Source organism: Brucella anthropi ATCC 49188, from assembly GCF_000017405.1.
Lineage (GTDB): Bacteria > Pseudomonadota > Alphaproteobacteria > Rhizobiales > Rhizobiaceae > Brucella > Brucella anthropi.
The window spans coordinates 968,892-992,986 of the sequence record NC_009668.1 but is presented as its reverse complement, the minus strand read 5'-3'; the positions used below and the strand labels follow the sequence as shown (position 1 = coordinate 992,986).

Sequence of the window (24,095 nt, the reverse complement as noted above, 5' to 3'; positions counted from 1 at the left end):
GCAACAATGCGCCAGGACCGAGAATGGGAAGCAGGTGAGGGGAGTTTGTCTCATAACACGGCTGCCATTGGCCCCGTGTTATGAGCGGCCTTGGATATTGCTTCAAAGATCGACTGGGCGACCGGATGCTTCCTCTTCCAAGGTTACAGCAACATCGGCATTGGCCGACAGCCTGACCTTGTCACCTTCGATATCGGCGACAAAACCGAGTTCGATATAATGATGATGGTCGCTGTGCATGCCGGAATTATCGGTTTTCTTCAGCTTGATGCGGTTATCTTCGACGCGATCGACCGTGCCGACATGCACGCCATCGGCGCCGATGACTTCCATATTCTCCTGGATTTTGTGCTGCATGGGGAATCCTCCGTGTTGAATGATGCCGGAACGGCAATCTGCAATTGAGGCTGCGCCAAAGAACTTAGAGCGCATTTAACCGCTGGCCATGGCAGTAACATTGAAAGTTAGGTTTTGGAGGCTGGATCGAGCTATTGTGATCGGTATCCGCTGCCGGTTTCGTTCCGTGTTGTTCAGAATGCTGGCAAATGAAACAGTGCACGTTGACGCCGCAAGAAAAGCTGCTAAGAAGTCACTCGCTAAGCAATTGGGCGCAAATCGATAGCTTGCTGCGATTTGCTGTTTTTCCAGACTTGTGAAAAGCATAGATAAAACAATTGTCTGGAGGGGTGGCCGAGCGGTTTAAGGCACCGGTCTTGAAAACCGGCGTGCGGGAGACTGTACCGTGGGTTCGAATCCCACCCCCTCCGCCATTTCAGTATAAAATCTAAACGCTGGCACTAGCCGCCGCCTATCGTTTCCAAACCGAAGCCGATCGCGTTACTCCGGTTGCGAGCAACGGGTGCTTCGGTGCAAGCTGCACGGTCCAGAGCCTGCTTCCATCAACATTTCTGGTAAGACGCAAAAAGCCCGCCCCGGTTTGGGGGCAGGCTTCGTGTGGTGGTGGCCTGTTCTGAAGCGAACTTCTCTTTACTGGGTAACGTGGGCAATCGCCTCAAGAATAACTTCTGCGACTTCCGACGGTTGGGAAATGTGCGGTGCGTGCCCGGCTGGCAGAGTGGTCACCTTTGCGGAGATTTTCTGCGCCATTGCTGTCTGGAGATCTGGTTGAATCATGCGGTCCTGTTCACTCACCACATACCAGGACGGTTTCGTCGTCCACGCAGCCACGGACACCTTGCCATCGAAACTACTGGCGTGGGTTGGGTGCTGTGTAGCGAATATCACCTTGGTTTGTGCAGGCGCGACGTCTTGAGCAAGATGCTGCTGCACACCTTCCAATGTCAATGTCAGGAAGCCATCCTTGTCGGCTTGGACGTGATTAAAACCGGAAGGGGGCGGGTAATCCTTGGCCGTCTGGTTGACCGACATACCTTCGGAAAGCGCGAAGGCCGCCACATAAACAAGTGCTTTCACATTGTCGTTCTGGCCGGCTTCGGTAATCACGGCTCCACCATATGACCAGCCGACCAGCACAACAGGGCCTTGCAGTCTTTCAAGCGCGCGCCGGGTGGTCGCGATGTCGTCCTCCAGGGAGGTCAACGGGTTCTGTACGGCTACGACATTCACGCCTTTTTCCTGCAGCAGGGAGATCAGTCGGCTCCACGTCGATCCATCGGCCCATGCTCCATGCACGAGGACTACAGTTGGTTGCTGTGCGCTGGGACGGATCGCGGTGCTTGTTGTATCAGAGACGGGTTGCATGGCTTGGTGCCTTTCCTTCTAAATGGTGCTGTCCCGGTCGATCGCGGGATAATGGCAGCTTCATGCATATTGTAGTTATGAAACACTGAGGATAAAATGGTTCATACTTTTCAATAATAGAAACGGATTGTTTGTAATGGATCGGTTGACTGGCATGAGAGTCTTCGTAAAGGCAGTCGAATCCGGATCCATCTCGTCGGCGGCACACGAGTTGGAGATGTCGTCACAGCTTGCCGGCAAGCAGATACGTGCCTTGGAGCTCGGACTGGGCGTAAGACTGCTGACAAGGACGACGCGTCGGCAAAGCCTTACTGATAGCGGGCAAGTGTTCTACGAGCGCGCGAAGAACATTCTGGCGGAAATGGACCTTGCCGAAGCATTGATGGCGGAGACAAGGTCTGAACCAAGGGGAAGGCTTCGCGTCAGTGCTCCGGTGACTTTTGGAAGCCATGCGCTTGCGCCCGAACTTTCGGAATATCTCAGGCGGCATCCCGAGGTGTCGGTAGACCTCAATCTTACGAACCGAAATGTCGATTTGGTGGAGGAGGGGTTTGACGTGATTTTTCGTGCTGGCGATCTCCCCGACAGCAGCCTTATCGCCAAGCGTCTTGCGCCCTATCGCCTTATTCTATGTGCTGCGCCTGCCTATATGGATTCTGCAAGCAGCCTGAAGACACCGCAGGATCTGGTCGAACATGAATGCCTGATCTTCACGCATTCATCGCTCCGCACTCATTGGTCATTCATTGGGCCGGAAGGAGAGGTGACTATTTCAATCACAGGTCGTTTCTGTGCCAACAGCGGTGAAGCACTGCGTGCTGCAGCGCTTTCTGGTATGGGCATCCTCTTTCAACCGTATGAACTGGTTGCCGATGAGATATCGTCAGGAAAGCTGATCCGGCTTCTCCCTGAATACGAACCCCCATCGCGCGCCCTGCATGCGCTTTATGCTTCAGATCGACAGATGACGCCCAAGCTCAGGAGTTTCCTGGATTTCGCAACCGAGAAATTTAGTGACGGAAAGCGTTGAGAGGTCGCGTCGCACATATTTTCCGGAGCTATAGCAAGTGTTCTGTCTTCTTTTGTCCCGGAAATTGTTTCACATTTTTCCAGATACGTTCCAGTGAAGCAGGTCGTGATTAAATCACAATGTTCCATTGGTATTAATGCCGATAAATATCATGAACATTATCACTATTACGACTGCAAACAATGCAAGAGATTGAAGAACAGAGAATGTATCAAGTCCCATATTTATAAATCCTAAAATATAATATAGGTAAAACATATCATAAAACTTAATTTACGGCCAGTAATTGATTCGTTTTAAGTAAATGAAAGTCGTCAAAGTCAATATATCTTCATTTTTTATTTGCATAATATAGCAAATGGAGGGTGTTTTCATATGAGCCGTGGATCTGAAAGCCGGGCCACTTTCACACGTGCGTCCATTAGAGCTCATCCCGAAAAGTGTGAAACGGTTTTCGGATAAGATGCGCGTTAAAACAAATATTTAGAGCGCGTTGTGCGCCCACAGCCGGACGGCACGCGTTAACACCGGCCGTTGCTGTTGCAATCGTATGTGAAGCTTATGATGCTTCTTCTTCGATTACATTCTGCGCAACCTGTTCGATACCACCATTGAAGCGTTCTGCGGCAAGCAGCCCGAGCCACACGGCGATCAGGCAAAGCACAACCGAAAAACCGATATTGAACAGGGCTTTGCCGGGTTGTCCAGCGCGCAGAAGATCCATCGTTTGCAGGCTGAAAGACGAGAAAGTGGTGAAGCCACCGCACACGCCGACCATGAAGGCGAGGCGCCAGATTTCCGGTATGGGAAAACGGCCTTGCTCCAGTGTCAGTGCACCGAAGAACGAGATTGCAAAAGAGCCGGCAATATTGATGACGATGGTGCCCCAGGGAAGTTCGCGGCTTATCGGCAGCATCAAGAGGGCCAGCCAATACCGCGCGACACTTCCGATCGCTCCACCGAGCGCTACCATGAGGGTTGCTTGCATTGTTCTGTGTCCATTTCAATAATGGATAGAGATTAGTCGGTGACGTCTGGAAATTCGATAGAATATCTCACTTCGAGAGGTCTTGCGACGCACTCTTCTCCTGTTTCAATTCAAGCAGGAGTCATCAGCCAATTGCTGGCAGTTTCGGGAGAACCCCATTCCCATCATGTACGGCGAAAGCCGTCATTGATTTATACTGAAATATCGGACTGTTCGTCAACGTGATGGGCGCGGATGCGGCGCCCATCCCGATCACAAACCGGTAATCAGTTCAGCGCGCCGCTCTTGCGGCGTCCTAGCCGCCGTTTCACCGCGTCGCTGGCGCGATAGAGGAACGAAGCGGGTGCAGGCAAAGTGCGCCGCATGAAGGCGACCTTGCGCAGATAATTGTCGATTTTCCAGGTTGCCCATGTGCCGCCCCGGAAATAGGCAACGTCGCCAGCCCGCAAGGTGCGCGTGCCGCCGTCAGCGTCGGTAACGTGCACTTCACCTTCCAGAATATAGACGGTTTCATCCCAGCCGAAATACCAGCGGAAAGTGCCTGCGGTGCAATCCCAGATGGCCGTATAGGCGGCTCCGTCCCGGCTTGCTGATTGCTCGCTGGAGCGCGCCTGCGGAGTGCCGTCCAGCACCCAGTCAGGATTGATCGGTGCGGGTTTCAGTTCCATTTCCATTGCATTATCGGAGACCACAGCTGGTCCCGTGGGCGCAACGAAACCCCTCGGCATCGTTCGAGTTACGGCAAGAACGGCACTTGCAAGCATGAATTTCCAAGCCATGATTTCCCCCGAATGGCAGTCATCTTTCCAAATAACGGCTAATCGTCAGGAATGCGTTAAAGGCTTGAAAGAAGCGATCTTTCCCCGCAACTCATGCGAGACTCGCAATTGGCTCCAGTAATTATTTTATGTCTTTGATTTTACTTTGTATTCACAGAAAACGAAAAACGGAATTCGGTTGTTGCTTCAAACAGGCGAGGGATAGAAACGCCACCGGAACTTGCTCCGGTGGCGAGATGTCATGCTGCCACTATGCTATCACGGCGGGCAGGCAGTTCGAAGAGGCGGGCACCATTGTCGGTTCCTTTTTCTTGGTAACCAATGATCTTGAACCATTTTACGATGTCGGATCGGTCGAGCCAGCTTCGTGAATGGATTGGCAGATCACCGGCCAAAGCCTGAATCTGCCGGATATGCTGCTTGCAGAAACGCACGGTATTTCGGTTGAAAAATTCTTCCTTCGCCGCAAAAAGCGTATCGGTGGCACCGTCGCCCTCATGCCAGGCGATGATAGCAACCACCTTGCCGTCCTGCAGCAAAGCATGTGCACGGCCTTCCCGCAGGTTCATCATCAGGTTGTCATAAGCGGCTTTAGTATCCTTGCCGGCGGCGATATATTCGATCGCCATACGCCTCGAAAGGTCGTGAAAAACGCTTTCAAGATCACCGACAGTCGCTGTGCGTGCCTTCATTTTTCTGACCTCCCTTCGTTTCACTCCAGTCGCGTGCAAACCGCGACAGCACCATAATGGCCACTTCCGGCCATCGCTTTCAACGTGAAAAGCTGCTGCCGGTTCCGGTCAGGCGAACCCAATTCAGCTTTGATGGGTGATCGTAACTGCAAGACCGGGCAATATGTGGCGGGCAGGGATTGTCTTCACGTGATTGTGAAAACTGCCCGCGCCTCGGCGTCATTCGACCGGATTTTCGTCATTCTCCGGGCCTTTTCGGATTGCGCTAAGGCTCTAGTCTTATAGCGAACGCAGGTTGGTTATGCACAACTAGGGTACAAGTTGTTTGAACAATTCTGGAGGCTTGTGTATCCAGAGCGTATGTTTCTCATCTGCGTATCGTGGAATTTTCTCGGAAACACCTCCAAAAGTCTTACCCACCTAATCGGCAGGAAACGACAATGACCGACCTTCCCGGATATCCGAGTCGTCGCAGTTTTCTGAAAGCCTCCGCGGCAAGCGTGATGCTTTCAGGGCTCGCTGTCTCAGCTAAAGCGGAACCACAAACTCCCCCGGTTCCACTCGAAGAATATGAACGTCAATATTTCAATGAAGTCGAATGGGCTTTCATTCTCGCCGCAACGGCAAGACTGATCCCGTCTGAAGGCGATGGTCCAGGCGCTATCGAAGCCCGTGTTCCTGTCTTCATCGATCTCCAGCTTGCCGGTGATTACGGTCGCGCGGATGACTGGTACATGGTTGGTCCCCACGATGCGTCCGCCGATCCGACGCGCGGCTGGCAGACGCCGCTCAACCCTGCGCAGATTTACAGGCAGGGTATTCCTGCCTTCAATGCGTGGTGCGAGCAGAAGCATGGCGCTGCGTTCTCGGCCTTGACGGCGGAACAGCAAGACGCGGCGCTGACCTCGCTGCAGAAGGGGGAGGTCGGCTTGCAGCCTGAACTGCGCGACTTCTTCACAGTCCTGTTGCAGAACACCAAGGAAGGCTATTTCGCCGATCCGATGTATGGCGGCAATCACGGCATGCAGGCCTGGAGCTATATCGGCTTCCCCGGCGCGCGCGGCAGCTACAAGGAATGGGTCGAACGCTACAATGTTCGCTACCCGTTAGGCCCGGTTTCGATCAAGGGCGAGAGGGCTTAACAATGGCACGTCAGGAAAAGAAAAAAGACGTGGTCGTTGTCGGCCTTGGCTGGACCGGCGCTATTCTGGCCATGGAACTGGCTCAGGAAGGGCTTGAAATCGTTGCGCTTGAGCGCGGTCACGACCAGAACACGGTCCCCGATTTCAAGTATCCCAACATGATCGATGAGCTGAAATATGGCGTGCGCCTGAAGTTGATGCAGCGCGCCAGCCAGCAGACGGTCACGATCCGACGCAACGAGAATGAAGTTGCATTGCCGTATCGCAGTTTTGGTTCGTTTCTGCCTGGCAACGGCGTTGGCGGAGCGGGCACGCACTGGAACGGCCTGAACTGGCGTCCACAGCCGGAAGAGCTGCGCCTGCGCTCCTATGTGCAGGAACGCTGGGGCGAACAGATCATTCCGGAAGACATGCTTCTGGGCGATTATCCGATCCATTACGACGAGCTGGAACCGTTCTTCGACCGTTTCGAGCATATTGCCGGTATTTCCGGCAAGGCTGGCAACCTCAAGGGCAAGATCGCCGAAGGCGGTAATCCGTTTGAGGGATGGCGCTCAAACGACTATCCCATGCCACCGATGCACACGACCTGGGACGGCCGGAAGTTTGCCGATGCCGCGCAGGGCATGGGGTATCATCCGTTCCCGTCGCCCGGCGGCATCGCGTCGACGGCCTATGTCAATGAATATGGCATGCAGATGGGACCGTGCAACCATTGCGGTTTCTGCGAGCGCTTCGGCTGCTACCAGTATTCCAAGTCTTCGCCTCAGACAGCAATCCTCGATGCGCTGAAGCGCATGCCGAACTTCTCCTATCGCACGGAGTCGGAAGTTCTGCGTGTCGAGATGGCGCCAGACGGCAAGACGGCTACGGGCGTGACCTATTTTGACGAGGCGACGCAGGAGGAAGTGTTCCAGCCCGCCGATATCGTTATTCTTGCGTCCTTCTCGCTCAACAACGTGCATCTGGCGCTGCTTTCCGGCATCGGCCAGCCATACGATCCGGCAACGGGCGAAGGTGTGACCGGGCGTAATTATGCCTATCAGATGAATGGCGGTGTGACGCTCTTCTTCAAGGATGAAGAGTTCAATCCGTTCATCGGCACCGGCGCGAACGGCATGTGCATCGACGATTTCGGTGTCAACCAGATCGATTTCGGACGAGAAGGCTTCATCGGCGGTTCGTACTGGCGCGCAGGCCAGACCAACGGCCAGCCGATCCGCAGCATGCCACTGCCGTCCGGTACGCCGGGCTGGGGCGGTGCATGGAAGAAGGCAATTGCTGAATGGTATGGCCATGCCATGTCCATCGGCAGCCATGGCTCGCATATGGCTTACAGGACCAACCATCTCGATCTGGACCCAACCTACAAGGATCGTCACGGTCGCCCGCTCATGCGCATGACCTTCAACTGGAATCCGAATGATATCCGGATGACCCAGTACATGAAGACCAAGATGGAAGAACTGGCCAAGACGATGAACCCGGACCTGATGCAGTCGTCCTTCAAGAAGGAAGGCGCGCAATATGACGTGCGTCCCTATCAGACGACGCACAATACGGGTGGCCATAGCATGTCGGAAAACCCGCGTGAGGGCGTGGTCAACCGCTACTCGCAGGCATGGGACAAGCACAATGTGTTCATGACCGGCGCGGGCAATTTCGTGCAGAACACGCAGTACAATCCGACAGGCCTGCTCGGCGGGCTTGCCTATTCGACTGCGCATGCGATCCGCACGCAATATCTGTCCAATCCGCGTCCGCTGATCTGAGGAGAATGGTGATGAAAACTTTTCTTCGCATAATCGGCGCTCTGGTCGTCATCGGTATTGTCGCACTGCTGGCCTTCATCTTCGTGCCGGTACAACTGACTAAACCGACCAAGGAACTGGCCGCAGACTGGAAGCCTGCCGAAGGGCAGGGCGAATATGTCATGTATGCCTCCGACTGCATGGCCTGCCATACGGCGGAAGGCGGCAAGCCCTTTGCCGGTGGCCGCCCGATTGCAAGCCCGATGGGTACGATCTGGACGACCAACATCACTCCGGATAAGGAAACCGGCATTGGAAACTGGACACTCGATCAGTTTCGCGCCGCTCTCTATGATGGCATTCGTGCCGACGGCTCGCATCTTTATCCAGCAATGCCATATGAGAACTATCGCAAGCTGACGGAAGAAGATGTCCGCGCTCTGTATGATTATTTCATGCATCAGGTGGAGCCGGTGAACAATGTCGTTCAGGAAACCAAGCTCGGCTTCCCGTTCAACATGCGTTTCGGCATTCGCGCCTGGAACTGGCTTGCTCTCGGCCAGGAAGCGGGCTTCAAGGCCGCCGGCAAGTCGGAAGCAGAGGATCGCGGACAGTATCTGGTCGAAGGACCGGCACACTGTGCTGCCTGCCACAGCCCACGCAATCCGCTGATGGCGCAGAGCGGCACGCAGGTCGGTGACAAGGACTTCCTAACCGGCGGTGTTGTCGATGGCTGGAATGCGCCGTCTCTGCGCGGTGCCAATTCCGCTCCGCAGAAATGGTCCATCGAGGAGCTGGCAACCTATCTCGCAACAGGCCGCAATTCCCATTCAACAGCCAATGGCGAAATGGGCCTCGCTGTCGAGCATTCGCTGCAGCATCTCACCGATGCAGACAATCTGGCGATGGCCGCTTTCCTGAAGGGGATCGACGGTGCGGCTGTCGAAGTGCCGCAGAGCTTCGCTTCAAAGGCGTCGATGGCGCTGCCAGCGGCTCCGGCCGATGCGGCCGGTGAAGCAACGACAAAGATGCTGACGGAAGCTTCTCCGGATATGCCTCTGGGCGCACGTCTCTACATCGATAACTGCGCCGCCTGCCACTTCGTGACGGGCAAGGGCGCGCCGGAAATCTTTCCTGAGCTTGCCGGTAATGATCTTGTGACAGGTTCGGAGACGAAACCGCTGATCTCGATCATCCTGCATGGCGCCGAGGTTCCGTCCACGGCGAAGCGTCCGATGCGTCTGGTGATGCAGGGTTATGCCGACCGCCTGTCGGATGATGAAGTTGCCGAACTGGCCACATTCGTCCGCTCGGCATGGGGTAACAGTGCAGGCCCGGTAAAGGCGGCAGATGTTGCAGCAGTCCGCAACAGCCAGGGGCACTGACAATAGAACGGCGGAACGAGAGTTCCGCCGTTCTGCTATCTAAGCCGCTTCGATGTCACGCATCGGCGGGTTTCCATAGAAGCGGCTATATTCGCGGCTGAACTGCGACGGGCTTTGATAGCCGACGCGATGGCCAGCCGTACCGGCATCCAGCCGCTCGACCAGCATCAGCCTGCGCGCCTCGTTCAGACGCAGTTGCTTTTGATACTGAACCGGCGTCATTGCCGTGATCGCCTTGAAGTGATGATGAAATGACGACGCGCTCATATTGACGTGTTCGGCAAGCTGCTCGATCCGCAGTGGTGCTGCAAAGTTCTGCCGAAGCCAAGCGATAGCCCGGGCTATCCGGTTGGCCTGACTGTCGGCGGTTGCGATGTTTATCAAACGCTCACCGCCCGGACCCGTCAGCAGACGATAGAGAATTTCCTGTTCGATCAGCGGTGCCATCACCGGAATATCCTCGGGATTGTCAAGAAGGCGCAGCAGGCGCAGGGCTGCATCCAGCAGCCCCGCAGGCGCAGCATTGACGGTAATGCCCCATTGATCGCCAACGCCCATCATGTGCCTGCGAACGTCGGCGCGTCCGATCAGGTCGGTGAGCTTTTCGCTGTCGATGGCAAGAGCCAGACACAGATGCGGTGCTTCCGGGCTTGCCTCGACTACCCGCCACGTGACGGGCAGGTCGAGCGAAGTCACCAGATATTCGCCTTTGGTATAGTTGATCGTCTCGGAACCGAGACGCAAAGATTTCGCGCCCTGCAACACCATGGCGAGACAGGGCCGATAGCTGCTGTGGCACGGTATGCTCGGCGTCGTCCGCCTGCTGATCCCCAGACCTTCGATCGGCGTTCGGTATTCGCCGTCCTGTGCGGTGAAACGCTCCGCCAGCGCGGCAAGTTCCTCGAAGGTGTCGTTCAGTGACGTCATAGGTGATCCGCTTCAGATGAGATAGAATACAGCAATTATTGATCAGGCAGGCATGCATCGGCAATCGCGAAGCAGGCAGTTTTGCAGGATCGTGCAAGAAGCTTGCAGGATCGGTCTACCGCTTCTGCCCTTGCTTCCGGCATATTCTGCCTGCTTCCCCAATCCAATAAATGGAGTCTATCATGGCCATAGCAAGAGGTTACGCTGCTACGGATGCGGATGAGCCGCTGGTTCCGTTCACTTTTGAGCGGCGCGAGCCCAACGCGGATGACGTGGTCATCTCGATCCAGTATTGCGGCGTTTGCCATTCCGACATCCATACCGTCCGCAACGAATGGAAGAATGCAGTTTATCCCATCGTTCCGGGACATGAGATCGCAGGTGTCGTTACTGCCGTCGGCAATGCCGTCACCAAGTTCAAGGTCGGCGACAAGGTAGGCGTCGGCTGCTTCGTGGATTCCTGTGTCGGCTGCGCCAGCCGTGATGTCGACAATGAGCAGTATCTTCCGGGCCTCATCCAGACCTATAACACCCCCGATGCGGAGGGAAAGGCGCGGACGCAGGGCGGATATTCCGATCATATCGTGGTCAAGGAGGGCTATGTCCTTTCGATCCCGGATAATCTCCCGCTCGATGCGGCAGCACCGCTGCTCTGTGCAGGCATCACCCTCTACTCGCCGTTGCGTCACTGGAATGCAGGTCCCGGCAAGCGTGTGGCGATTGTCGGCATGGGTGGACTCGGACACATGGGCGTCAAGCTCGCCAATGCCATGGGCGCGCATGTTACGGTTCTAAGCCAGTCACTTTCCAAGAAGGAAGATGGCCTCAAGCTCGGCGCCCATGAATATTATGCGACTAGCGACGCAACCACTTTCGAGAAACTGGCGGGATCGTTCGATCTCATCATCTGCACGGTTGGCGTCGCTATCGACTGGAATGCCTATCTTGGCCTGCTTAAGGTAAACGGAACGATGGTTGTCGTTGGCGTTCCCGAAGACATGGTGCCGGTGCATGCGTTTTCGCTCATTCCCGGCCGCAAGTCGCTTGCAGGATCGATGATCGGGTCGATCAAGGAAACGCAGGAAATGCTGGACTTCTGCGGCCAGCACAACATCGTTTCGGAAATCGAGAAGATCAACATTCAGGAGATCAACGAAGCCTATGAACGCGTTCTGAAGAGCGACGTACGCTACCGCTTTGTCATCGATATGGCTTCGCTGGCAGCCTGAAATCGATAATCTGCGCGGCGCCAGACCACGGTGCCGCGCAGATCATTTTCATTCAGCCTTGGTTACATCGTTATCGGCGCCGGAGATCGAGATCGTCGGTTCGGCGGAACCGCCTGCAAGCGACCAGGTCACCTGATGGTTCGCGCCGCTGACATCGAACTGCGAAGGCCCATCGACCTTCACGTTGACGATATTCTCCGCGCCGGAAACCTCCAGAATTGAAGGATCCGTTCCTTTCTTCAAGGTGGCGGTTACCTGATTGTTCGACACTTCAACGATCAGATTTTGCGTTGCTCCGCCCGAAACCGTGTTGTCCGTGCCGGATACCGAAAGCTTCCGGGCGTTTTCGAACGTCACTGTATGAGAAACGCCATGTATGGTGACATGGCCGCATTCTCCCTTGAGCTTGACGTTATTTTCCGCACCGTAAATCCCGACATCGCCGGAGGTGCAGGTGATTTCCCTGCCGAGGCCCACGCCTTCGATTGTCTGTTCGTCGGCGAAAGACGATGGTGCTGCAAGAAGTGTCAGGCTGCCTGCCAGCAATGCAATTTTCAACATCTCGACCTCTTTTACCAAAGCCATGTATGGCGATTATTAACCATAGCTCATCTGTTCTGTATAGATATGGCATCATGTCGACCGATGGTTGATCGATTTAAACATATTGCTTATCGCTTATTATCAAGAGCTGAACTACACTTGGCTATGCAGCGGGGGAAGTGCAGCTTTGGGACTCGACCAGAACACTTTGTTTTTTGCGACAGGTATCTGCTCTCTGGCAGTAGGGCTGACGATTCTCAGCGTCTGGTATCAGAACTCGCGTGACAAATTTCTGCTCTGGGGCTGCCTTGGCATGATCCTGCTCGGCACGGGGGCAGTACTTTACTATGCGGGGCCTTTGCCGCTGGCTACGGCCTCCATTGTCGCCTTCGCTCTGGAGAGCGTCGGTTTCATCTTCCTGATTGTCGGGTCACGGCAGATTTCCGGACGTCCGATACAACGGAGCTTTCTGGTCGTTCTGGCGATTGCCGTCATATGCGCAACCACGCTGCCTATTCTGGCCGGGCAGACGGGCACCGGCACGGCGATCTTCAACCTGACTTCGGCCCTGTTGCTCCTGCTGACGGCGAAAGAATATTTCCATGTCTATCGGGAAGCGCCGGTCCCGGTCATTGGCATGATCGTTCTTTATACCCTGACAGCGATTTCATTCTTTCTGTGCGGCGCTTTCATCCTGCATCAACAACAGTGGGTCATGACTACGATCCCAAGCAATTGGGCCGAAGATATCAATGCCATCACCGCCATCATAGGCATTACGGGTATTGGCGCGCTGTCGCTGAATTTCACCCAGTCGCGCATTGCGCGTCGTCATGCCAACGAGGCGCGTACCGACAGCCTGACCGGATTGCTGAACCGGCGCGCGCTTTATGACGTGCTGGACGATAATGAACTGCAGCTCGGGGATTCAGTCGTGATCTTCGACCTTGATGCTTTTAAATCCATCAATGATACGCATGGCCACATCGTCGGGGATGAAGTGCTGTACACGTTCTCCGGCGTTCTGCGTAGCCATGTCAAAGGCGCGGCCCTCATCTCCCGCATCGGCGGTGAGGAGTTCGTTCTGATCCTGAGGCAGAAACATAATAGCGATGTTCTTGCCTTGGCCGACACGATCCGGAAAGCCTTTTCGGCGATCGTGTTCGAGGCTTCGGCTGGAGATTTCTCAACGACGACCAGCGCAGGCATCGCTTTCTGCATGCCGGGTAACGAAGATTTCCAAACGGTCTTCCGCAGGGCAGATGCGGCGCTCTATCGTGCCAAGCATCTGGGCCGCAACAAGGTCTGCACCGAACTGCACAGCGTCGCTTGAGCTTCTTTCAAATGAAAAGGGCCTGAAATCGGGCCCTTTTCGCTTTTCATTCCGTCATTACATCACGTACCGAAGCGCTCTTCGCTGAGCGCCGCCGCCATCAGAGCCTTGGTATAATCTTCGCGCGGGTGATCGAAGACCTGTTCGGTATCGCCCTGTTCGACAATCTTTCCGTTCTTCATCACAATCACATAGTCCGAAACGGCCCGCACGACCGCCATGTCGTGGCTGATGAAGAGATAGGACAAGCCGTGGTCTTTCTGCAGGTCGCGCAACAGGGCGACGATCTGCTTCTGCACCGAACGATCGAGTGCGCTTGTCGGCTCATCGAGCACGATCACGCGCGGTTTCAGGATCATCGTGCGCGCAATGGCGATGCGCTGGCGCTGGCCGCCGGAAAATTCGTGCGGATAGCGATTACGCATGGCCGGGTCCATGCCGACTTCCCGCAGGGCCTCCTGCGCGCGACGATCACGCTCTTTCGCCGAAAGGTTCGGTTCGTGGATCAGAAGCCCTTCGGTGATGATGCGTCCCACCGTCATGCGCGGGCTGAGCGAGCCGAAAGGATCCTGAAAAACGAGCTGCAATTCGCGGCGTTTCGGACGCATCGCCTGCGATTCCGTCGGCAATTCCTTGCCGAGATAAGCGATGCGGCCTTCTGATGGGAGAAGACGCAGAATAGCGCGACCGAGCGTGGACTTGCCGGAACCGGATTCACCCACGATGCCGATGGTCTGGCCTTCTTTCAATGTCAGCGAGACATTGTTGACGGCGGTGAGATAGTTCGCAGCGCCGAGCCATGGTTTGCTGATAAGAAAATTGACCTTCACATTGTCGGCGCGAACAAGCACCGGCGCGTCGTCACGGGGAGGGGCCTTTTCGCCTTCTGGCTCCGCGTCGAGCAGCATCTTCGTATAGGGATGCTCCGGTGCGGTGAAGAGCTTTTCCGTTTCGTTGGTTTCAACCACTTCGCCCGAACGCATCACATAGACCCGGTCGGCAAAGCGCCGCACGATGCCGAGATCATGCGTGATGAAGACCACCGCCATGCCCAGCCGCTTCTGCAGATCGGCCAGAAGATCGAGAATCTGCGCCTGAATGGTGACATCCAGCGCGGTCGTCGGTTCGTCCGCAATCAGGATATCCGGCTCGTTGGCGAGCGCCATGGCGATCATGACACGCTGACGCTGCCCGCCCGACAGCTCATAGGGATAGCTGTCGATGCGGCGCTCAGGCTCCGGAATGCCAACCAGCTTGAGCAGTTCAAGAATACGCGGGCGCGCCTGCTTCTTGTTCATGCCGCGATGATAGCGAAGCGGCTCGGCAAGCTGGTCGCCGATGCGGTAAAGCGGATCGAGCGACGTCATCGGCTCCTGAAAGATCATGGTGATCTTTGCGCCGCGGATATTGTTCAGCTTCTTTTCGGACATGCCGATCAGATCCTGACCGCGATAGAGCGCCTGGCCGGTTGCCTTGCCGTTCTGGGCCAGAAGGCCCATCATTGCCATGGTGGTCTGACTTTTACCGGAGCCGGACTCGCCGACAATGGCGATGGTTTCACCAGCTTTGACATCAAGATTGATGCCGCGCACTGCCTCTACCGGACCGTCATGCGTGTCGAATGTGACCTTCAGGTCGCGCACGCTCAGAATGTTTTCACTCGTCATCTCAGCGATCCTTCGGGTCAAGGCTGTCGCGCAGGCCATCGCCAAGGAAGTTCAGCGCAAACAGGATGATGGTCAGTGTTGCGGCAGGCCAGATCAATTGCCAGCTTGCGCCGCGCATGTTCTGGGCACCTTCGGAAATCAGCAGCCCCAGAGAGGTGAGGGGGTCCTGAACACCGAGACCGAGGAAGGAGAGGAGACTTTCGAGCAGGATTGCCTTCGGCACCAGCAACGTCACGAAAACGATGACCGGGCCGAGCGCATTCGGAATGATGTGGCGCGTGATGACACCGCGCCGTGTCGCGCCTAACGCTTCCGCAGCCTGCACAAATTCCTGACGTTTGAGGCTCAATGTCTGTCCGCGCACGATGCGCGCCATATCCAGCCATTCCGTCGCGCCGATGGCGATGAAGATGATGAAAATGGATCGCCCGAAGAAGACGAGCATCAATATCACAAAGAAGATGAAGGGCAGCGAATAGAGAATATCCACGAGCCGCATCATCACATTATCGATGCGCCCGCCGAGATAACCGGAGACAGCGCCATAGGACACGCCCAGAACCAGTGCCATCGCCGAGGCAAGCAGGCCGATGGCAAGCGACATGCGCACACCGATGAAGATGCGCGTCATCAGATCGCGGCCCAGATTATCGGTGCCGAGCAGGAAATAATTGCGCGCCACGTCGAGGGTCAGCTTGCCCGACAGCCCGTCAGTAGCGATCTCGATTTTCGGATTGCTGAACAGGTCGGAGCGCTGGAAATAACGCAGCACACGCTCGTCCGTCGGACGCTGTGCGGTGAAGTCGACAACGACATTGTTGCCGTTCAGTTCCGGCTCGCCGGCAGCTTTCAGCCGCGCCCGGGCAAGTTCGCGTTCAAGACCAGGCATGATTGTATCTTCACGCGGATAGGCTTCGAGGCTCGGTGCCACACGCACGAACTGCGGATAAATCTTATCATAGGGGTGCGGGCTCAGCATCGGGCCGAAAATGCCCAGAAAAGCCATCAGAAGAAGGACGATAGCGCTTGCCACGGCAGCCTTGTTCTTGCGCAGGCGCAACCATGCGTCCTGCCAGAGCGAGCGGCTTGGAACTTCCAGCCGGGCTGTTTCCGTCGGTACAGTAAGATCAGTCATAGCGAACCCTCGGATCAAGCCATGCATAAAGAAGATCGACGATCAGGTTGAACACCACGACGAAGACCGAAATGACAACAACGGTTCCCATGACGAGGGTGTAATCGCGGCTAAGCGCGCCCTGCACGAAGTAACGACCGATGCCGGGAATGCCGAAGATCGTCTCGACCACGACCGAACCTGTGAGCAGGGCTGCAGCCGTCGGGCCGAGATAGGATACGGCGGGGAGCATGGCGGCACGCAAGGCATGCACACCCACAACCACCCGTGACGGCAGGCCATAGGCGCGCGCGGTGCGCACGTGATTGGCGCGCAATGCCTCAATCGTCGCGCCACGCACGAGACGCGCAATGACGCCGACCTGCGGCAATGCAAGCGTCAGGACCGGCAATATCCAGTAGGTTATATTGGCCGAAGACCAGCCGCCCGCCGGAACCCATCCGAGAATGACGCCGAACAGAAGGCTGAGGAGAGGGGCCACGACGAAGTTGGGCGTGGTGATGCCGAATGTAGCCAGCGCAACGACGAAATAGTCGACAGCTGAGTTCTGCTTCAATGCCGCCAGCGTGCCGAGGAATGTTCCGATGATCGCTGCAAGCGTCAGACCGAGCGTGCCGAGCATGATCGAAACCGGCAGGCCGGAAGCGAAAAGATCGTTCACCGAGAAGTCGCGTCGCGTGAAGCTCGGTCCAAGATCGCCGTGCAGAAGATTGCCCAGATAAATCAGATACTGCTGCCACAGCGGCGCATCCATATTATAGGCCTTCTTGAGGTTCTCCAGGATCAGTGGATCAATCGGCCTTTCAAGGTCAAAAGGTCCGCCGGGCGCAAGCCGGATCAGAAAGAACGTCAGCGTGATGATGATGAATATCGTGGGTATCGCACTACCCAATCGTCGGAGCGTATAGCCCAGCATGTTCTTTTCCCTTCTTTGCCGGATCGCTTTGAACGATCCGGCAAATCCCACTAAGGGCGTGTTTCATTTTGTTTTTAGTTCTTTGTCGATAACCAGCGTGTGCCGTGCGAATTCATGAGGTTATCTTCGTAACCCTGAACACGGTCGGCAACGAGAGCGGTGGACGAATAATACATCAGCGGCACGACGGCCCCGTCCCCGAGCAGTATCTTCTCTGCTTCAGCGAGGATTTTTGCGCGCTCGGCGAGATCGGTCGTGGTTGCGGATTTCGCCATCAGCGCGTCGTAATCCTTGTTCGACCATTCGGCATAATTGAAGTAATTGCCGGTGGTATAAAGCTCCAGGAACGAATTCGGATCGTTGTAATCGCCGATCCAGCCATCACGGGTGATGTCGAACATCCCCTTTTCCTGAAGGTAGTTGTAGAAGGTGGCGCCTTCGACTTCGTTGAGCGTTGCCTTGATGCCGATATTGCCCAGCATGTTGGCAAGCGCTGCCATGGTATTCTTGTGGTTTTCCGAGGTGTTGTAGCGCAGCGTCACGGAAAGGCCACCCGGTTGGACACCGGCTTCGTGCAGCAATTCCTTGGCTTTATCTTCGCGGTCCAGCACATCTTCGTCGGCGAAATCCAGCTTCGGCGCGTCCTTGACGTAATTCGCAATGCCGGGCGGCACCATGGAACTGGCTGGCAGCATCACGCCACGCCAGACTTCATTGGCGAGGAACTCACGATCGACGGCCATCGATATGGCCTTGCGCACGCGCGGATCGCGCAGCTTGCTCGATGGCTCGCCTTTGATGTCGACATAATAGATGCCAAGATAGGGAGCGAGGCGGAACTGACCGCCGAGGTTCTTTTTCACATAGTCCATCTGTTCGGCAGGAACATCGGAACAGATATCGACTTCCTTCGCCTCGAAGCGGCGCATGCAGCTTGCGCGATCCTCGAACGGTATCCAGTTCACCGCATCGATCTTCACATTGGAAGCATCCCAGTAATTCGGGTTCTTCTTCATGGAGATCTTGTCATTGGGAGTGAAGCTGACAAGCGTATAGGCGCCATTGGTCACCATGTTGCCGGGCAGGGTGAACTTGTCGCCGAACTTCTCGACAGCCTTTTTGTTGACCGGGAAACCGGTCTGATGAGTGAGAAGTTCGAGGAAATAAGGGGCAGGGTTCTTGAGAGTGATTTGCAGCGTCTTGTCGTCAAGCGCCTTCACGCCAAGCTGATCGACCGGCATCTTGCCGGTGGCAACTTCCTCGGCATTCTTAATGGCGTAGAGGACGCTGGCATAGCCGGCAGCCGTCTTCGGGTCCATGATGCGGCGGAAGGAAAACTCGAAATCGCCAGCAGTTACGGGATCGCCGTTCGACCACTTGGCATTTTCGCGCATATGGAATGTGTAGGTGAGGCCGTCTTCGGAAATATCCCACGATGCAGCCGCTCCGGGAATGGCTTCGCCCTTCTCGTTTTGCGCCAACAAACCTTCATAAAGGTCGCGCAGAACACGGTTTTCCGAAACGGTGGTTGTATGGTGCTGGTCCAGCGTGGCGGGATCAGTATCGTTGCCCCGGTTAAGCACTGTTTCTGCCGATGCGGCACCGGCTAGCGCCATCAGGCAAACGCCTGTCATCAAGAATCCGCGAACCATTGAAAACTCCCATATGCTTATTAAAAAATGTTAGCCCCGACAAAAGAGGGCCCTCCGGAACTGCCGGAAGAGAAAAGGGCCGCGCCAACAGGCGCAGCCCAAGCTGAAAATTTATTGTTTAAACGAGAGCCAGCGCGTCTTGTGGCTGTCCATGAGGTTGTCGTTCCAACCGTCGATCTTGTCCGAAACAAGGGCGCGCGACGAATAATAGAGGATCGGGATATTGCTCATCTCATCGAGCTTCAGCTTTTCAGCTTCAGCCAGCGTCTTGGCGCGCTCGTTGAGATCGAGAATTTTTTCCGCCTTTGCCATCAGCGCATCGTAGTCGGCGTTCTTCACCTTGGAATAGTTGAAGCTCACATTGCTCTGGCTGATGAAAAGGAAGTTCTGCGGATCGTTATAGTCACCGATCCAGCCTGCACGCGCGATATCGAACGGGCCATCGTCGCGCATGAAGTTGAAGTAGGTCGCACCTTCGGTCTCGTTCAGTGAAGCCTTGACGCCGATATTGCCGAGCTGATCGGCGATGGCGGCCATGGTATTCTTGTTGTTTTCCGAAGTGTTATAAAGCAGTTCGATCGAAAGCGTGTTCGGTTCGACGCCAGCTTCCTTCAACAGTTCCTTGGCCTTGTCTTCGCGTTCCAGCATGTCGTCGGAATAGTCGAGCTTTGGCGCATCCTTCACATAATTGGCGATGCCCGGAGGAACCATCGAGTAGCCCGGAAGCATGGTGCCCTGCCAGACCTGATCGGCAATGAAATCACGGTCGATGGCCATGGAAATCGCCTGACGGACGCGTGGGTCCTTCAGCTTGCTGTCGGCGGTCTTGCCCTTTACCGGCAGATAATAGACGCCGAGATAAGGCGCCATGCGGAATTCCTTGGAAAGGTTCTTCTTCACATAGTCCATCTGCTCGGCCGGAACGTCGGAGCAAATCTGCACTTCCTTCGCCTCAAAACGGCGCATGCAGCTTGCGCGATCCTCGAACGGTATCCAGTTGACCGTATCGATCTTCACCTGATCCGCTTCATAGTAATACGGATTCTTCTTCATCACGATCTTGTCGTTCGGTGTGAAGCTTTCCAGCATATAGGCGCCGTTCGTCACCATCTTGCCGGGCGTGGTGAACTTGTCGCCATTTTCCTCGACGCTTTTCTGGTTCATCGGGAAGCCGGTCTGGTGGGTCAGAAGCTCAAGGAAATACGGAGCAGGGGCGTTCAACGTGACCTTGAGCGTATGGTCATCGACGGCTTCAACGCCGAGCTGGTCAGTCGGCTTCTTGCCACCGGCAATATCTTCGGCATTCTTGATGATGAACAGCATGCTGGCGTACCCGGCGGCTGTCTTCGGGTCCATCAGGCGACGGAAGGTGAACTGGAAATCACCGGCCGTGACCGGATCGCCGTTCGACCATTTTGCGTCATCGCGCAGATGGAAGGTGTAGACCGTACCGTCTTCGGAAACATCCCAGGATTTGGCTACGCCCGGAACTGCTTCGCCGTTTGCGTTCTGAATAGTCAGGCCGTCATACAAGTCGCGCATGACATTGCCTTCAGCCACCGTCGAGGTGCGGTGATGGTCCAGTGTCGCCGGATCAGTGTCGTTGCCGCGATTGAGAACGACTTCAGCCGAAGCTGCGCCAGCCAGAGCCAGAAGACACACACCCGTCAGTAGAAATTTACGATACATTTGAGAACCCCTCCTTTGAAATTTTTGAAATGGCCCGCATCTTATGGATAAGCGCGCCACTTGCAAGAGAACTTATCAACACTTTGACTTAATTAACATATTCACATTTTCTTGAGCGAATTAAGTGCTCGAATTCTGGTACGGAACTATGGGTTTTCGCCGGATTTACAAAGTAGAAATGCTCGCTGAGCGCGCCCGAAAAACGCCGTAATTTCCGCCGTTTGCGACGTTTGAATGTCAGCTGAAACGAGGTGGAAAAACGGTCCGATTCGCTGGAAGTTACATGCTCGTTTTCAGTGCCATTTCTCTAGTGCTTGGTGCCGCGAATATTCAGGGCTCAGATGTCGACAGCGCTGCAAGCGGTTGTCGCGATGTTTCAAGACAGATGGATATGGGTTTGTTCCATAATACATATTATCTGATTTATGTTGAGACCAAGGGAAACTTGATCACTCATGAAAAGAAGCGCCTTTTCAGGCGCCTCTTTCTGTTTGTCTCAGAATGTCCGCTGGAGCGCGATCAGGCCTTGCCACGCGTCTGACCCGTTAAGGACAGACTTTTTGTCACGCCAGCGCACGTAAGAGATTTCGGGCGTGACCGTGAAGCCAGGAACCAGTTCGTAAGCGACGTTTGCCGTCGTGTAGAACGTGTCTGTGGCATCGTAGGAAAGCTGGGCATTGATGATGGCCTTGTCGGATATTTTGTAAGCACCGCCACCCCAGGCAGCCCAGTCGCCGCCCCATTGGCCGTAGAAACTATTGATCGCGCGAACCTGGCCTGCAACTTGTCCGTTGTCGCCTTTGACGTCCATATAGCTGTCTTTGTTGGACTTAAAGCCACCCATGGCCCATACGGACAGCTTGTCATTGATGTTGAGATTGCCACGCAGCTTGCCCGCCCATTTTTCGTTCCGGGCATCGTATGCAGCAACTGTAATGACCGCGCCCCAGTCTTGGGCATATTTCAGACCACCAACGATGTGCGGGGTATAGTCACTGATAGTGCCATCAAAGCCATATTGCTTATCTGTATCGAGATTGTTGCCCTGTTCCAGCGACAGGATCGCCGAAATGCCGTTGCTGCCGGAGTAGGTATAGCTGATCAAGCCTGTACGATAGCCGCCCGCAAGGATCACATCATCGTTAAAGACGTCGCCGAGATACCCCACGAAGGATATGAACGTCGAAAAATCGAGGCCGACACGCAGTCCCGCCAGATCGATATATGCAACGCGCAGCGAGCCGGTGGAGCCGGAATCCTTGCCATTGCCCCACTGAAAACGGGTTTCCGCATAGGTTTTTAGTGTGCCGAGCTCCGTTTCGGATGCCGTGCTGGCACGCAATGTGAAACGGGCAGAATTGTCCCAGCTATCGCGCTTGCTATTGCGCTGGAGATGAGGTGTGTCGTCCTTGTCAGTGAAGCCGCGGCCATAAACATCGTCCCCGCCCTGCATAAGATAGCGGACATAGCCATGTATCCGCAGGCATGTTTCAGTTCCGGGAATATAAAAATATCCCGCGCCGTATGCGTCACAAACCCGGACGTATTGTGTCGATTCCGGTTCCGGCGCGATGACTGCGTCAGCACCATAGGCTGCAGATGCACTGCATGCCGTCGCAATGCAGCCTGCCAGCGATAAAGTAAACTTCATGTCCCCTCACAAATATAAAAATATGACCGGAAATACTTTCCCGGCCTAAAACGTCGTCAAGGTAAAACATAAAAATGTTTTCTATAATCGCAAATTCTAATAAGCGAATTATAGTGCGTGCTTATATGTGTGCTATTAAAGTAATTATCACAATAATTAGGGAGTTATTACTTAAAATAGTAAGATTAAAACAAGAAATATACAGTCGATGCGTCTGGCGACTCCGGATCGGGGTCGCGCCATCAATGGGAGGGTTTTATGCATCGCAGTTTCTTTCTTGCAGGCGCTTGCTGTTTTTTGTTGGTTACCGTCGCGTCAGCTGGAACCGTGTTGAACCGTGATAGCGGCAGCGATCCATCAACACTGGATCAGCACCGTACAACGACGGTCAATGAAAGCGCTTTGTTGCGTGATCTCTATGAGGGGCTTGTTACCGAAGATGCAAAGGGCGAGCTGATACCGGGTGTGGCGCAGTCGTGGGATATTTCTCCCGACGGACTGACCTATACGTTCCATTTGCGCGCGGGTGCAAAATGGTCGAACGGCGATCCGGTTACCGCAGGTGATTTCGAATATTCGCTGCACCGTATCATCGACCCGAAGACTGGTGCGGGTTATGCCAATGTTCTCTATGCGATCAAGAACGCCAGAGAAATCAATACCGGCAAGCTCCCACTGGATCAGCTGGGCGTCGAGGCGCTTGACGACCGCACGCTGAAAATCACGCTTACGTCCCCTACCCCTTATTTCCTCTCACTGCTGACCCATCAGACGACCTTGCCGCTAAACAGGAAAGCCGTCGAGAAATATGGCGACAAGTTCACTCTGGCGGGAAACATGGTGTCGAACGGTGCTTATACATTGGCCAGCTTCACACCAAATGCGCAGATCGTCATGAAGAAAAACCCGAACTACTGGGATGCATCCAATGTAAAGATCGACGTGGTGAACTGGATTCCATTCGAGCAACCGGCGTCGTGCATGCGCCGGTTTGAGGCCGGGGAGATCGACATTTGCGGTACGGTCCCCGCCGAGCAGATGGACTACATCAAGTCCAATCTGGGGCATAATCTGCGTGTCGCCCCCTATTTCGGCACCTTTTATGTCAGTGTCAGAGGCGAACCGGATAGTAAGCTGCGCGATCCTCGTGTGCGTGAAGCCATATCGATGGCGATTGATCGCAAGTTTCTGGCCAATGAAATCCGGCGTGGCATGATGATGCCGGGTTATTCGATGGTGCCTCCCGGTACTGAAAACTATGTCGTGGACGCGCCCCGGCTGGATTACATGAATCTCGATATTCTGGATCGTGAGGACAAAGCCAGGGAATTGCTGAAGGAGGCCGGTGTCGCACCGGGAATCCTGTCGGTCAAGTTGCGCTATGCCACTTCGGTCAACAACAAGAACACGATGATTGCTATCGCAGACATGCTCAAGAATATTGGTATCAATGCTTCGCAGGACGAAGTGGAGGGCGCGACTTATTTCAATTATCTGCATGAAAAAGGCATGTATGATTTTGCCTATCAGGCATGGATCGGCGATTACAACGACGCCTATTCCTTCCTGAGCATGTTCACGACCGACAATTATTTCAATAATTCCGATTGGTCGAACAAGGATTATGACGCGCTGATTACAAAATCGGAAACGATGACCGACACCGGAGCGCGGGCTGAAACCCTTGCTCAGGCTGAGCGCATTCTGCTGAAAGAGGTTCCGGTCATCCCACTGCTCTATCCTTCATCACAAGCGCTCGTGGCAGATAAGGTTGAAGGCTACAGCGATAATCTGATGAACATACACGCAACCCGCTGGCTGTCTCTTCAAAGCAAATGAAATAAAGGCTGGTTGTATGGCCATC

20 protein-coding genes, 1 tRNA gene and 1 riboswitch are annotated in these 24,095 nt (G+C 55.0%); of the genes, 8 read left to right on the top strand and 13 right to left on the bottom strand.

The features are described from left to right. Positions 1–102: 102 nt before the first annotated feature. Positions 103–357, bottom strand: a complete 255-nt coding sequence (locus OANT_RS18680) for a DUF2171 domain-containing protein (protein WP_012093006.1) — start codon at positions 355–357, stop codon at positions 103–105. A gap of 323 nt (positions 358–680) precedes the next feature. On the opposite strand from OANT_RS18680, the gene OANT_RS18675 reads away from it, so the two are divergent. Then, positions 681–770 (top strand) — tRNA-Ser (locus tag OANT_RS18675). 217 nt (positions 771–987) lie between these two features. On the opposite strand, the gene OANT_RS18670 is transcribed toward OANT_RS18675, so the two are convergent. Next, entirely contained in the window at positions 988–1,722 is a 735-nt protein-coding gene (locus OANT_RS18670; protein WP_012093005.1) for an alpha/beta fold hydrolase, read from the bottom strand. A 136-nt stretch (positions 1,723–1,858) separates the two neighbouring features. Here OANT_RS18670 and OANT_RS18665 point away from each other — a divergent pair, with 136 nt between their 5' ends. After that, the gene (locus OANT_RS18665; RefSeq protein WP_012093004.1) at positions 1,859–2,752 is read left to right on the top strand and encodes a LysR family transcriptional regulator; all 894 of its coding nucleotides are present in this window, start codon (positions 1,859–1,861) and stop codon (positions 2,750–2,752) included. A gap of 559 nt (positions 2,753–3,311) precedes the next feature. Here OANT_RS18665 and crcB read toward each other — a convergent pair. The 3 genes from crcB to OANT_RS18650 all read right to left on the bottom strand — a co-directional run bounded on the left by crcB (position 3,312) and on the right by OANT_RS18650 (position 5,211). Further along, positions 3,312–3,740, bottom strand: coding sequence for a fluoride efflux transporter CrcB (crcB, locus tag OANT_RS18660; RefSeq protein WP_012093003.1), 429 nt, complete (start codon positions 3,738–3,740; stop codon positions 3,312–3,314). A 108-nt stretch (positions 3,741–3,848) separates the two neighbouring features. Further along, positions 3,849–3,912, bottom strand: a riboswitch (Fluoride riboswitch). Positions 3,913–4,006: 94 nt separating this feature from the next. Further along, a complete protein-coding gene (locus OANT_RS18655) occupies positions 4,007–4,519 on the bottom strand; it encodes a cupin domain-containing protein (RefSeq protein WP_012093002.1) in 513 nt (170 codons plus the stop codon). A 239-nt stretch (positions 4,520–4,758) separates the two neighbouring features. Continuing rightward, positions 4,759–5,211, bottom strand: a complete 453-nt coding sequence (locus OANT_RS18650; protein WP_012093001.1) for a hypothetical protein — start codon at positions 5,209–5,211, stop codon at positions 4,759–4,761. 440 nt (positions 5,212–5,651) lie between these two features. Between OANT_RS18650 and OANT_RS18645 the strand changes: the two genes are divergently transcribed. Genes OANT_RS18645 through OANT_RS18635 form a run of 3 tightly spaced genes read left to right on the top strand, consistent with a single transcriptional unit; the run spans position 5,652 to position 9,489 of the window. Further along, positions 5,652–6,353 (top strand): gluconate 2-dehydrogenase subunit 3 family protein, encoded by a 702-nt coding sequence (locus OANT_RS18645; RefSeq protein ID WP_012093000.1) that lies wholly within the window; start codon positions 5,652–5,654, stop codon positions 6,351–6,353. Between the two features lie 2 nt (positions 6,354–6,355). Beyond that, positions 6,356–8,125, top strand: a complete 1,770-nt coding sequence (locus OANT_RS18640) for a GMC family oxidoreductase (RefSeq protein WP_012092999.1) — start codon at positions 6,356–6,358, stop codon at positions 8,123–8,125. 11 nt (positions 8,126–8,136) lie between these two features. Continuing rightward, positions 8,137–9,489, top strand: a complete 1,353-nt coding sequence (locus OANT_RS18635; RefSeq protein ID WP_012092998.1) for a cytochrome c — start codon at positions 8,137–8,139, stop codon at positions 9,487–9,489. Between the two features lie 39 nt (positions 9,490–9,528). Here OANT_RS18635 and OANT_RS18630 read toward each other — a convergent pair whose 3' ends face one another. Continuing rightward, entirely contained in the window at positions 9,529–10,416 is an 888-nt protein-coding gene (locus tag OANT_RS18630) for an AraC family transcriptional regulator (RefSeq protein WP_012092997.1), read from the bottom strand. A 182-nt stretch (positions 10,417–10,598) separates the two neighbouring features. On the opposite strand from OANT_RS18630, the gene OANT_RS18625 reads away from it, so the two are divergent. After that, positions 10,599–11,645 (top strand): NAD(P)-dependent alcohol dehydrogenase, encoded by a 1,047-nt coding sequence (locus tag OANT_RS18625; RefSeq protein ID WP_012092996.1) that lies wholly within the window; start codon positions 10,599–10,601, stop codon positions 11,643–11,645. Positions 11,646–11,693: 48 nt separating this feature from the next. Here the strand turns inward: OANT_RS18625 and OANT_RS18620 are convergent, their stop codons facing one another. Further along, a complete protein-coding gene (locus OANT_RS18620) occupies positions 11,694–12,206 on the bottom strand; it encodes a DUF3060 domain-containing protein (RefSeq protein ID WP_010658802.1) in 513 nt (170 codons plus the stop codon). A gap of 169 nt (positions 12,207–12,375) precedes the next feature. Here OANT_RS18620 and OANT_RS18615 point away from each other — a divergent pair, with 169 nt between their 5' ends. After that, entirely contained in the window at positions 12,376–13,521 is a 1,146-nt protein-coding gene (locus tag OANT_RS18615; protein WP_012092995.1) for a GGDEF domain-containing protein, read from the top strand. Between the two features lie 62 nt (positions 13,522–13,583). Here the strand turns inward: OANT_RS18615 and OANT_RS18610 are convergent, their stop codons facing one another. The 6 genes from OANT_RS18610 to OANT_RS18580 all read right to left on the bottom strand — a co-directional run bounded on the left by OANT_RS18610 (position 13,584) and on the right by OANT_RS18580 (position 22,231). Further along, entirely contained in the window at positions 13,584–15,188 is a 1,605-nt protein-coding gene (locus OANT_RS18610) for an ABC transporter ATP-binding protein (RefSeq protein ID WP_012092994.1), read from the bottom strand. 1 nt (position 15,189) lies between these two features. Continuing rightward, complete coding sequence (locus OANT_RS18605; RefSeq protein WP_010658799.1) at positions 15,190–16,323, bottom strand: ABC transporter permease; 1,134 nt, start codon at positions 16,321–16,323, stop codon at positions 15,190–15,192. Continuing rightward, a complete protein-coding gene (locus OANT_RS18600) occupies positions 16,316–17,239 on the bottom strand; it encodes an ABC transporter permease (RefSeq protein WP_010658798.1) in 924 nt (307 codons plus the stop codon). Before OANT_RS18600 ends, OANT_RS18605 begins: the two co-directional genes overlap by 8 nt. Before the next feature lie 74 nt (positions 17,240–17,313). Then, positions 17,314–18,891 carry a peptide ABC transporter substrate-binding protein gene (locus OANT_RS18595; protein WP_012092993.1) on the bottom strand — a complete coding sequence of 526 codons (1,578 nt, stop codon included), beginning with the start codon at positions 18,889–18,891 and terminating at the stop codon, positions 17,314–17,316. A 111-nt stretch (positions 18,892–19,002) separates the two neighbouring features. Further along, positions 19,003–20,580 carry a peptide ABC transporter substrate-binding protein gene (locus OANT_RS18590; protein WP_010658796.1) on the bottom strand — a complete coding sequence of 526 codons (1,578 nt, stop codon included), beginning with the start codon at positions 20,578–20,580 and terminating at the stop codon, positions 19,003–19,005. 496 nt (positions 20,581–21,076) lie between these two features. Further along, a complete protein-coding gene (locus tag OANT_RS18580) occupies positions 21,077–22,231 on the bottom strand; it encodes a porin (protein WP_012092992.1) in 1,155 nt (384 codons plus the stop codon). A gap of 258 nt (positions 22,232–22,489) precedes the next feature. On the opposite strand from OANT_RS18580, the gene OANT_RS18575 reads away from it, so the two are divergent. Next, positions 22,490–24,070: a peptide ABC transporter substrate-binding protein gene (locus tag OANT_RS18575; protein WP_012092991.1), complete on the top strand. Its 1,581-nt coding sequence runs from the start codon at positions 22,490–22,492 to the stop codon at positions 24,068–24,070. Positions 24,071–24,095 lie beyond the last annotated feature (25 nt).

Bases quoted from the DNA above. Each gene is read 5' to 3' on its own strand.
- OANT_RS18655 (WP_012093002.1), bottom strand. From the start codon at position 4,519: ATGGCTTGGAAATTCATGCTTGCAAGTGCCGTTCTTGCCGTAACTCGA.
- OANT_RS18625 (WP_012092996.1), top strand. From the start codon at position 10,599: ATGGCCATAGCAAGAGGTTACGCTGCTACGGATGCGGATGAGCCGCTG.
- OANT_RS18595 (WP_012092993.1), bottom strand. From the start codon at position 18,891: ATGGTTCGCGGATTCTTGATGACAGGCGTTTGCCTGATGGCGCTAGCC.
- OANT_RS18605 (WP_010658799.1), bottom strand. From the start codon at position 16,323: ATGACTGATCTTACTGTACCGACGGAAACAGCCCGGCTGGAAGTTCCA.
- OANT_RS18580 (WP_012092992.1), bottom strand. From the start codon at position 22,231: ATGAAGTTTACTTTATCGCTGGCAGGCTGCATTGCGACGGCATGCAGT.
- OANT_RS18680 (WP_012093006.1), bottom strand. From the start codon at position 357: ATGCAGCACAAAATCCAGGAGAATATGGAAGTCATCGGCGCCGATGGC.
- OANT_RS18590 (WP_010658796.1), bottom strand. From the start codon at position 20,580: ATGTATCGTAAATTTCTACTGACGGGTGTGTGTCTTCTGGCTCTGGCT.
- OANT_RS18600 (WP_010658798.1), bottom strand. From the start codon at position 17,239: ATGCTGGGCTATACGCTCCGACGATTGGGTAGTGCGATACCCACGATA.
- OANT_RS18620 (WP_010658802.1), bottom strand. From the start codon at position 12,206: ATGTTGAAAATTGCATTGCTGGCAGGCAGCCTGACACTTCTTGCAGCA.
- OANT_RS18670 (WP_012093005.1), bottom strand. From the start codon at position 1,722: ATGCAACCCGTCTCTGATACAACAAGCACCGCGATCCGTCCCAGCGCA.
- OANT_RS18630 (WP_012092997.1), bottom strand. From the start codon at position 10,416: ATGACGTCACTGAACGACACCTTCGAGGAACTTGCCGCGCTGGCGGAG.
- OANT_RS18645 (WP_012093000.1), top strand. From the start codon at position 5,652: ATGACCGACCTTCCCGGATATCCGAGTCGTCGCAGTTTTCTGAAAGCC.
- OANT_RS18610 (WP_012092994.1), bottom strand. From the start codon at position 15,188: ATGACGAGTGAAAACATTCTGAGCGTGCGCGACCTGAAGGTCACATTC.
- OANT_RS18665 (WP_012093004.1), top strand. From the start codon at position 1,859: ATGGATCGGTTGACTGGCATGAGAGTCTTCGTAAAGGCAGTCGAATCC.
- OANT_RS18640 (WP_012092999.1), top strand. From the start codon at position 6,356: ATGGCACGTCAGGAAAAGAAAAAAGACGTGGTCGTTGTCGGCCTTGGC.
- OANT_RS18575 (WP_012092991.1), top strand. From the start codon at position 22,490: ATGCATCGCAGTTTCTTTCTTGCAGGCGCTTGCTGTTTTTTGTTGGTT.
- OANT_RS18635 (WP_012092998.1), top strand. From the start codon at position 8,137: ATGAAAACTTTTCTTCGCATAATCGGCGCTCTGGTCGTCATCGGTATT.
- OANT_RS18650 (WP_012093001.1), bottom strand. From the start codon at position 5,211: ATGAAGGCACGCACAGCGACTGTCGGTGATCTTGAAAGCGTTTTTCAC.
- crcB (WP_012093003.1), bottom strand. From the start codon at position 3,740: ATGCAAGCAACCCTCATGGTAGCGCTCGGTGGAGCGATCGGAAGTGTC.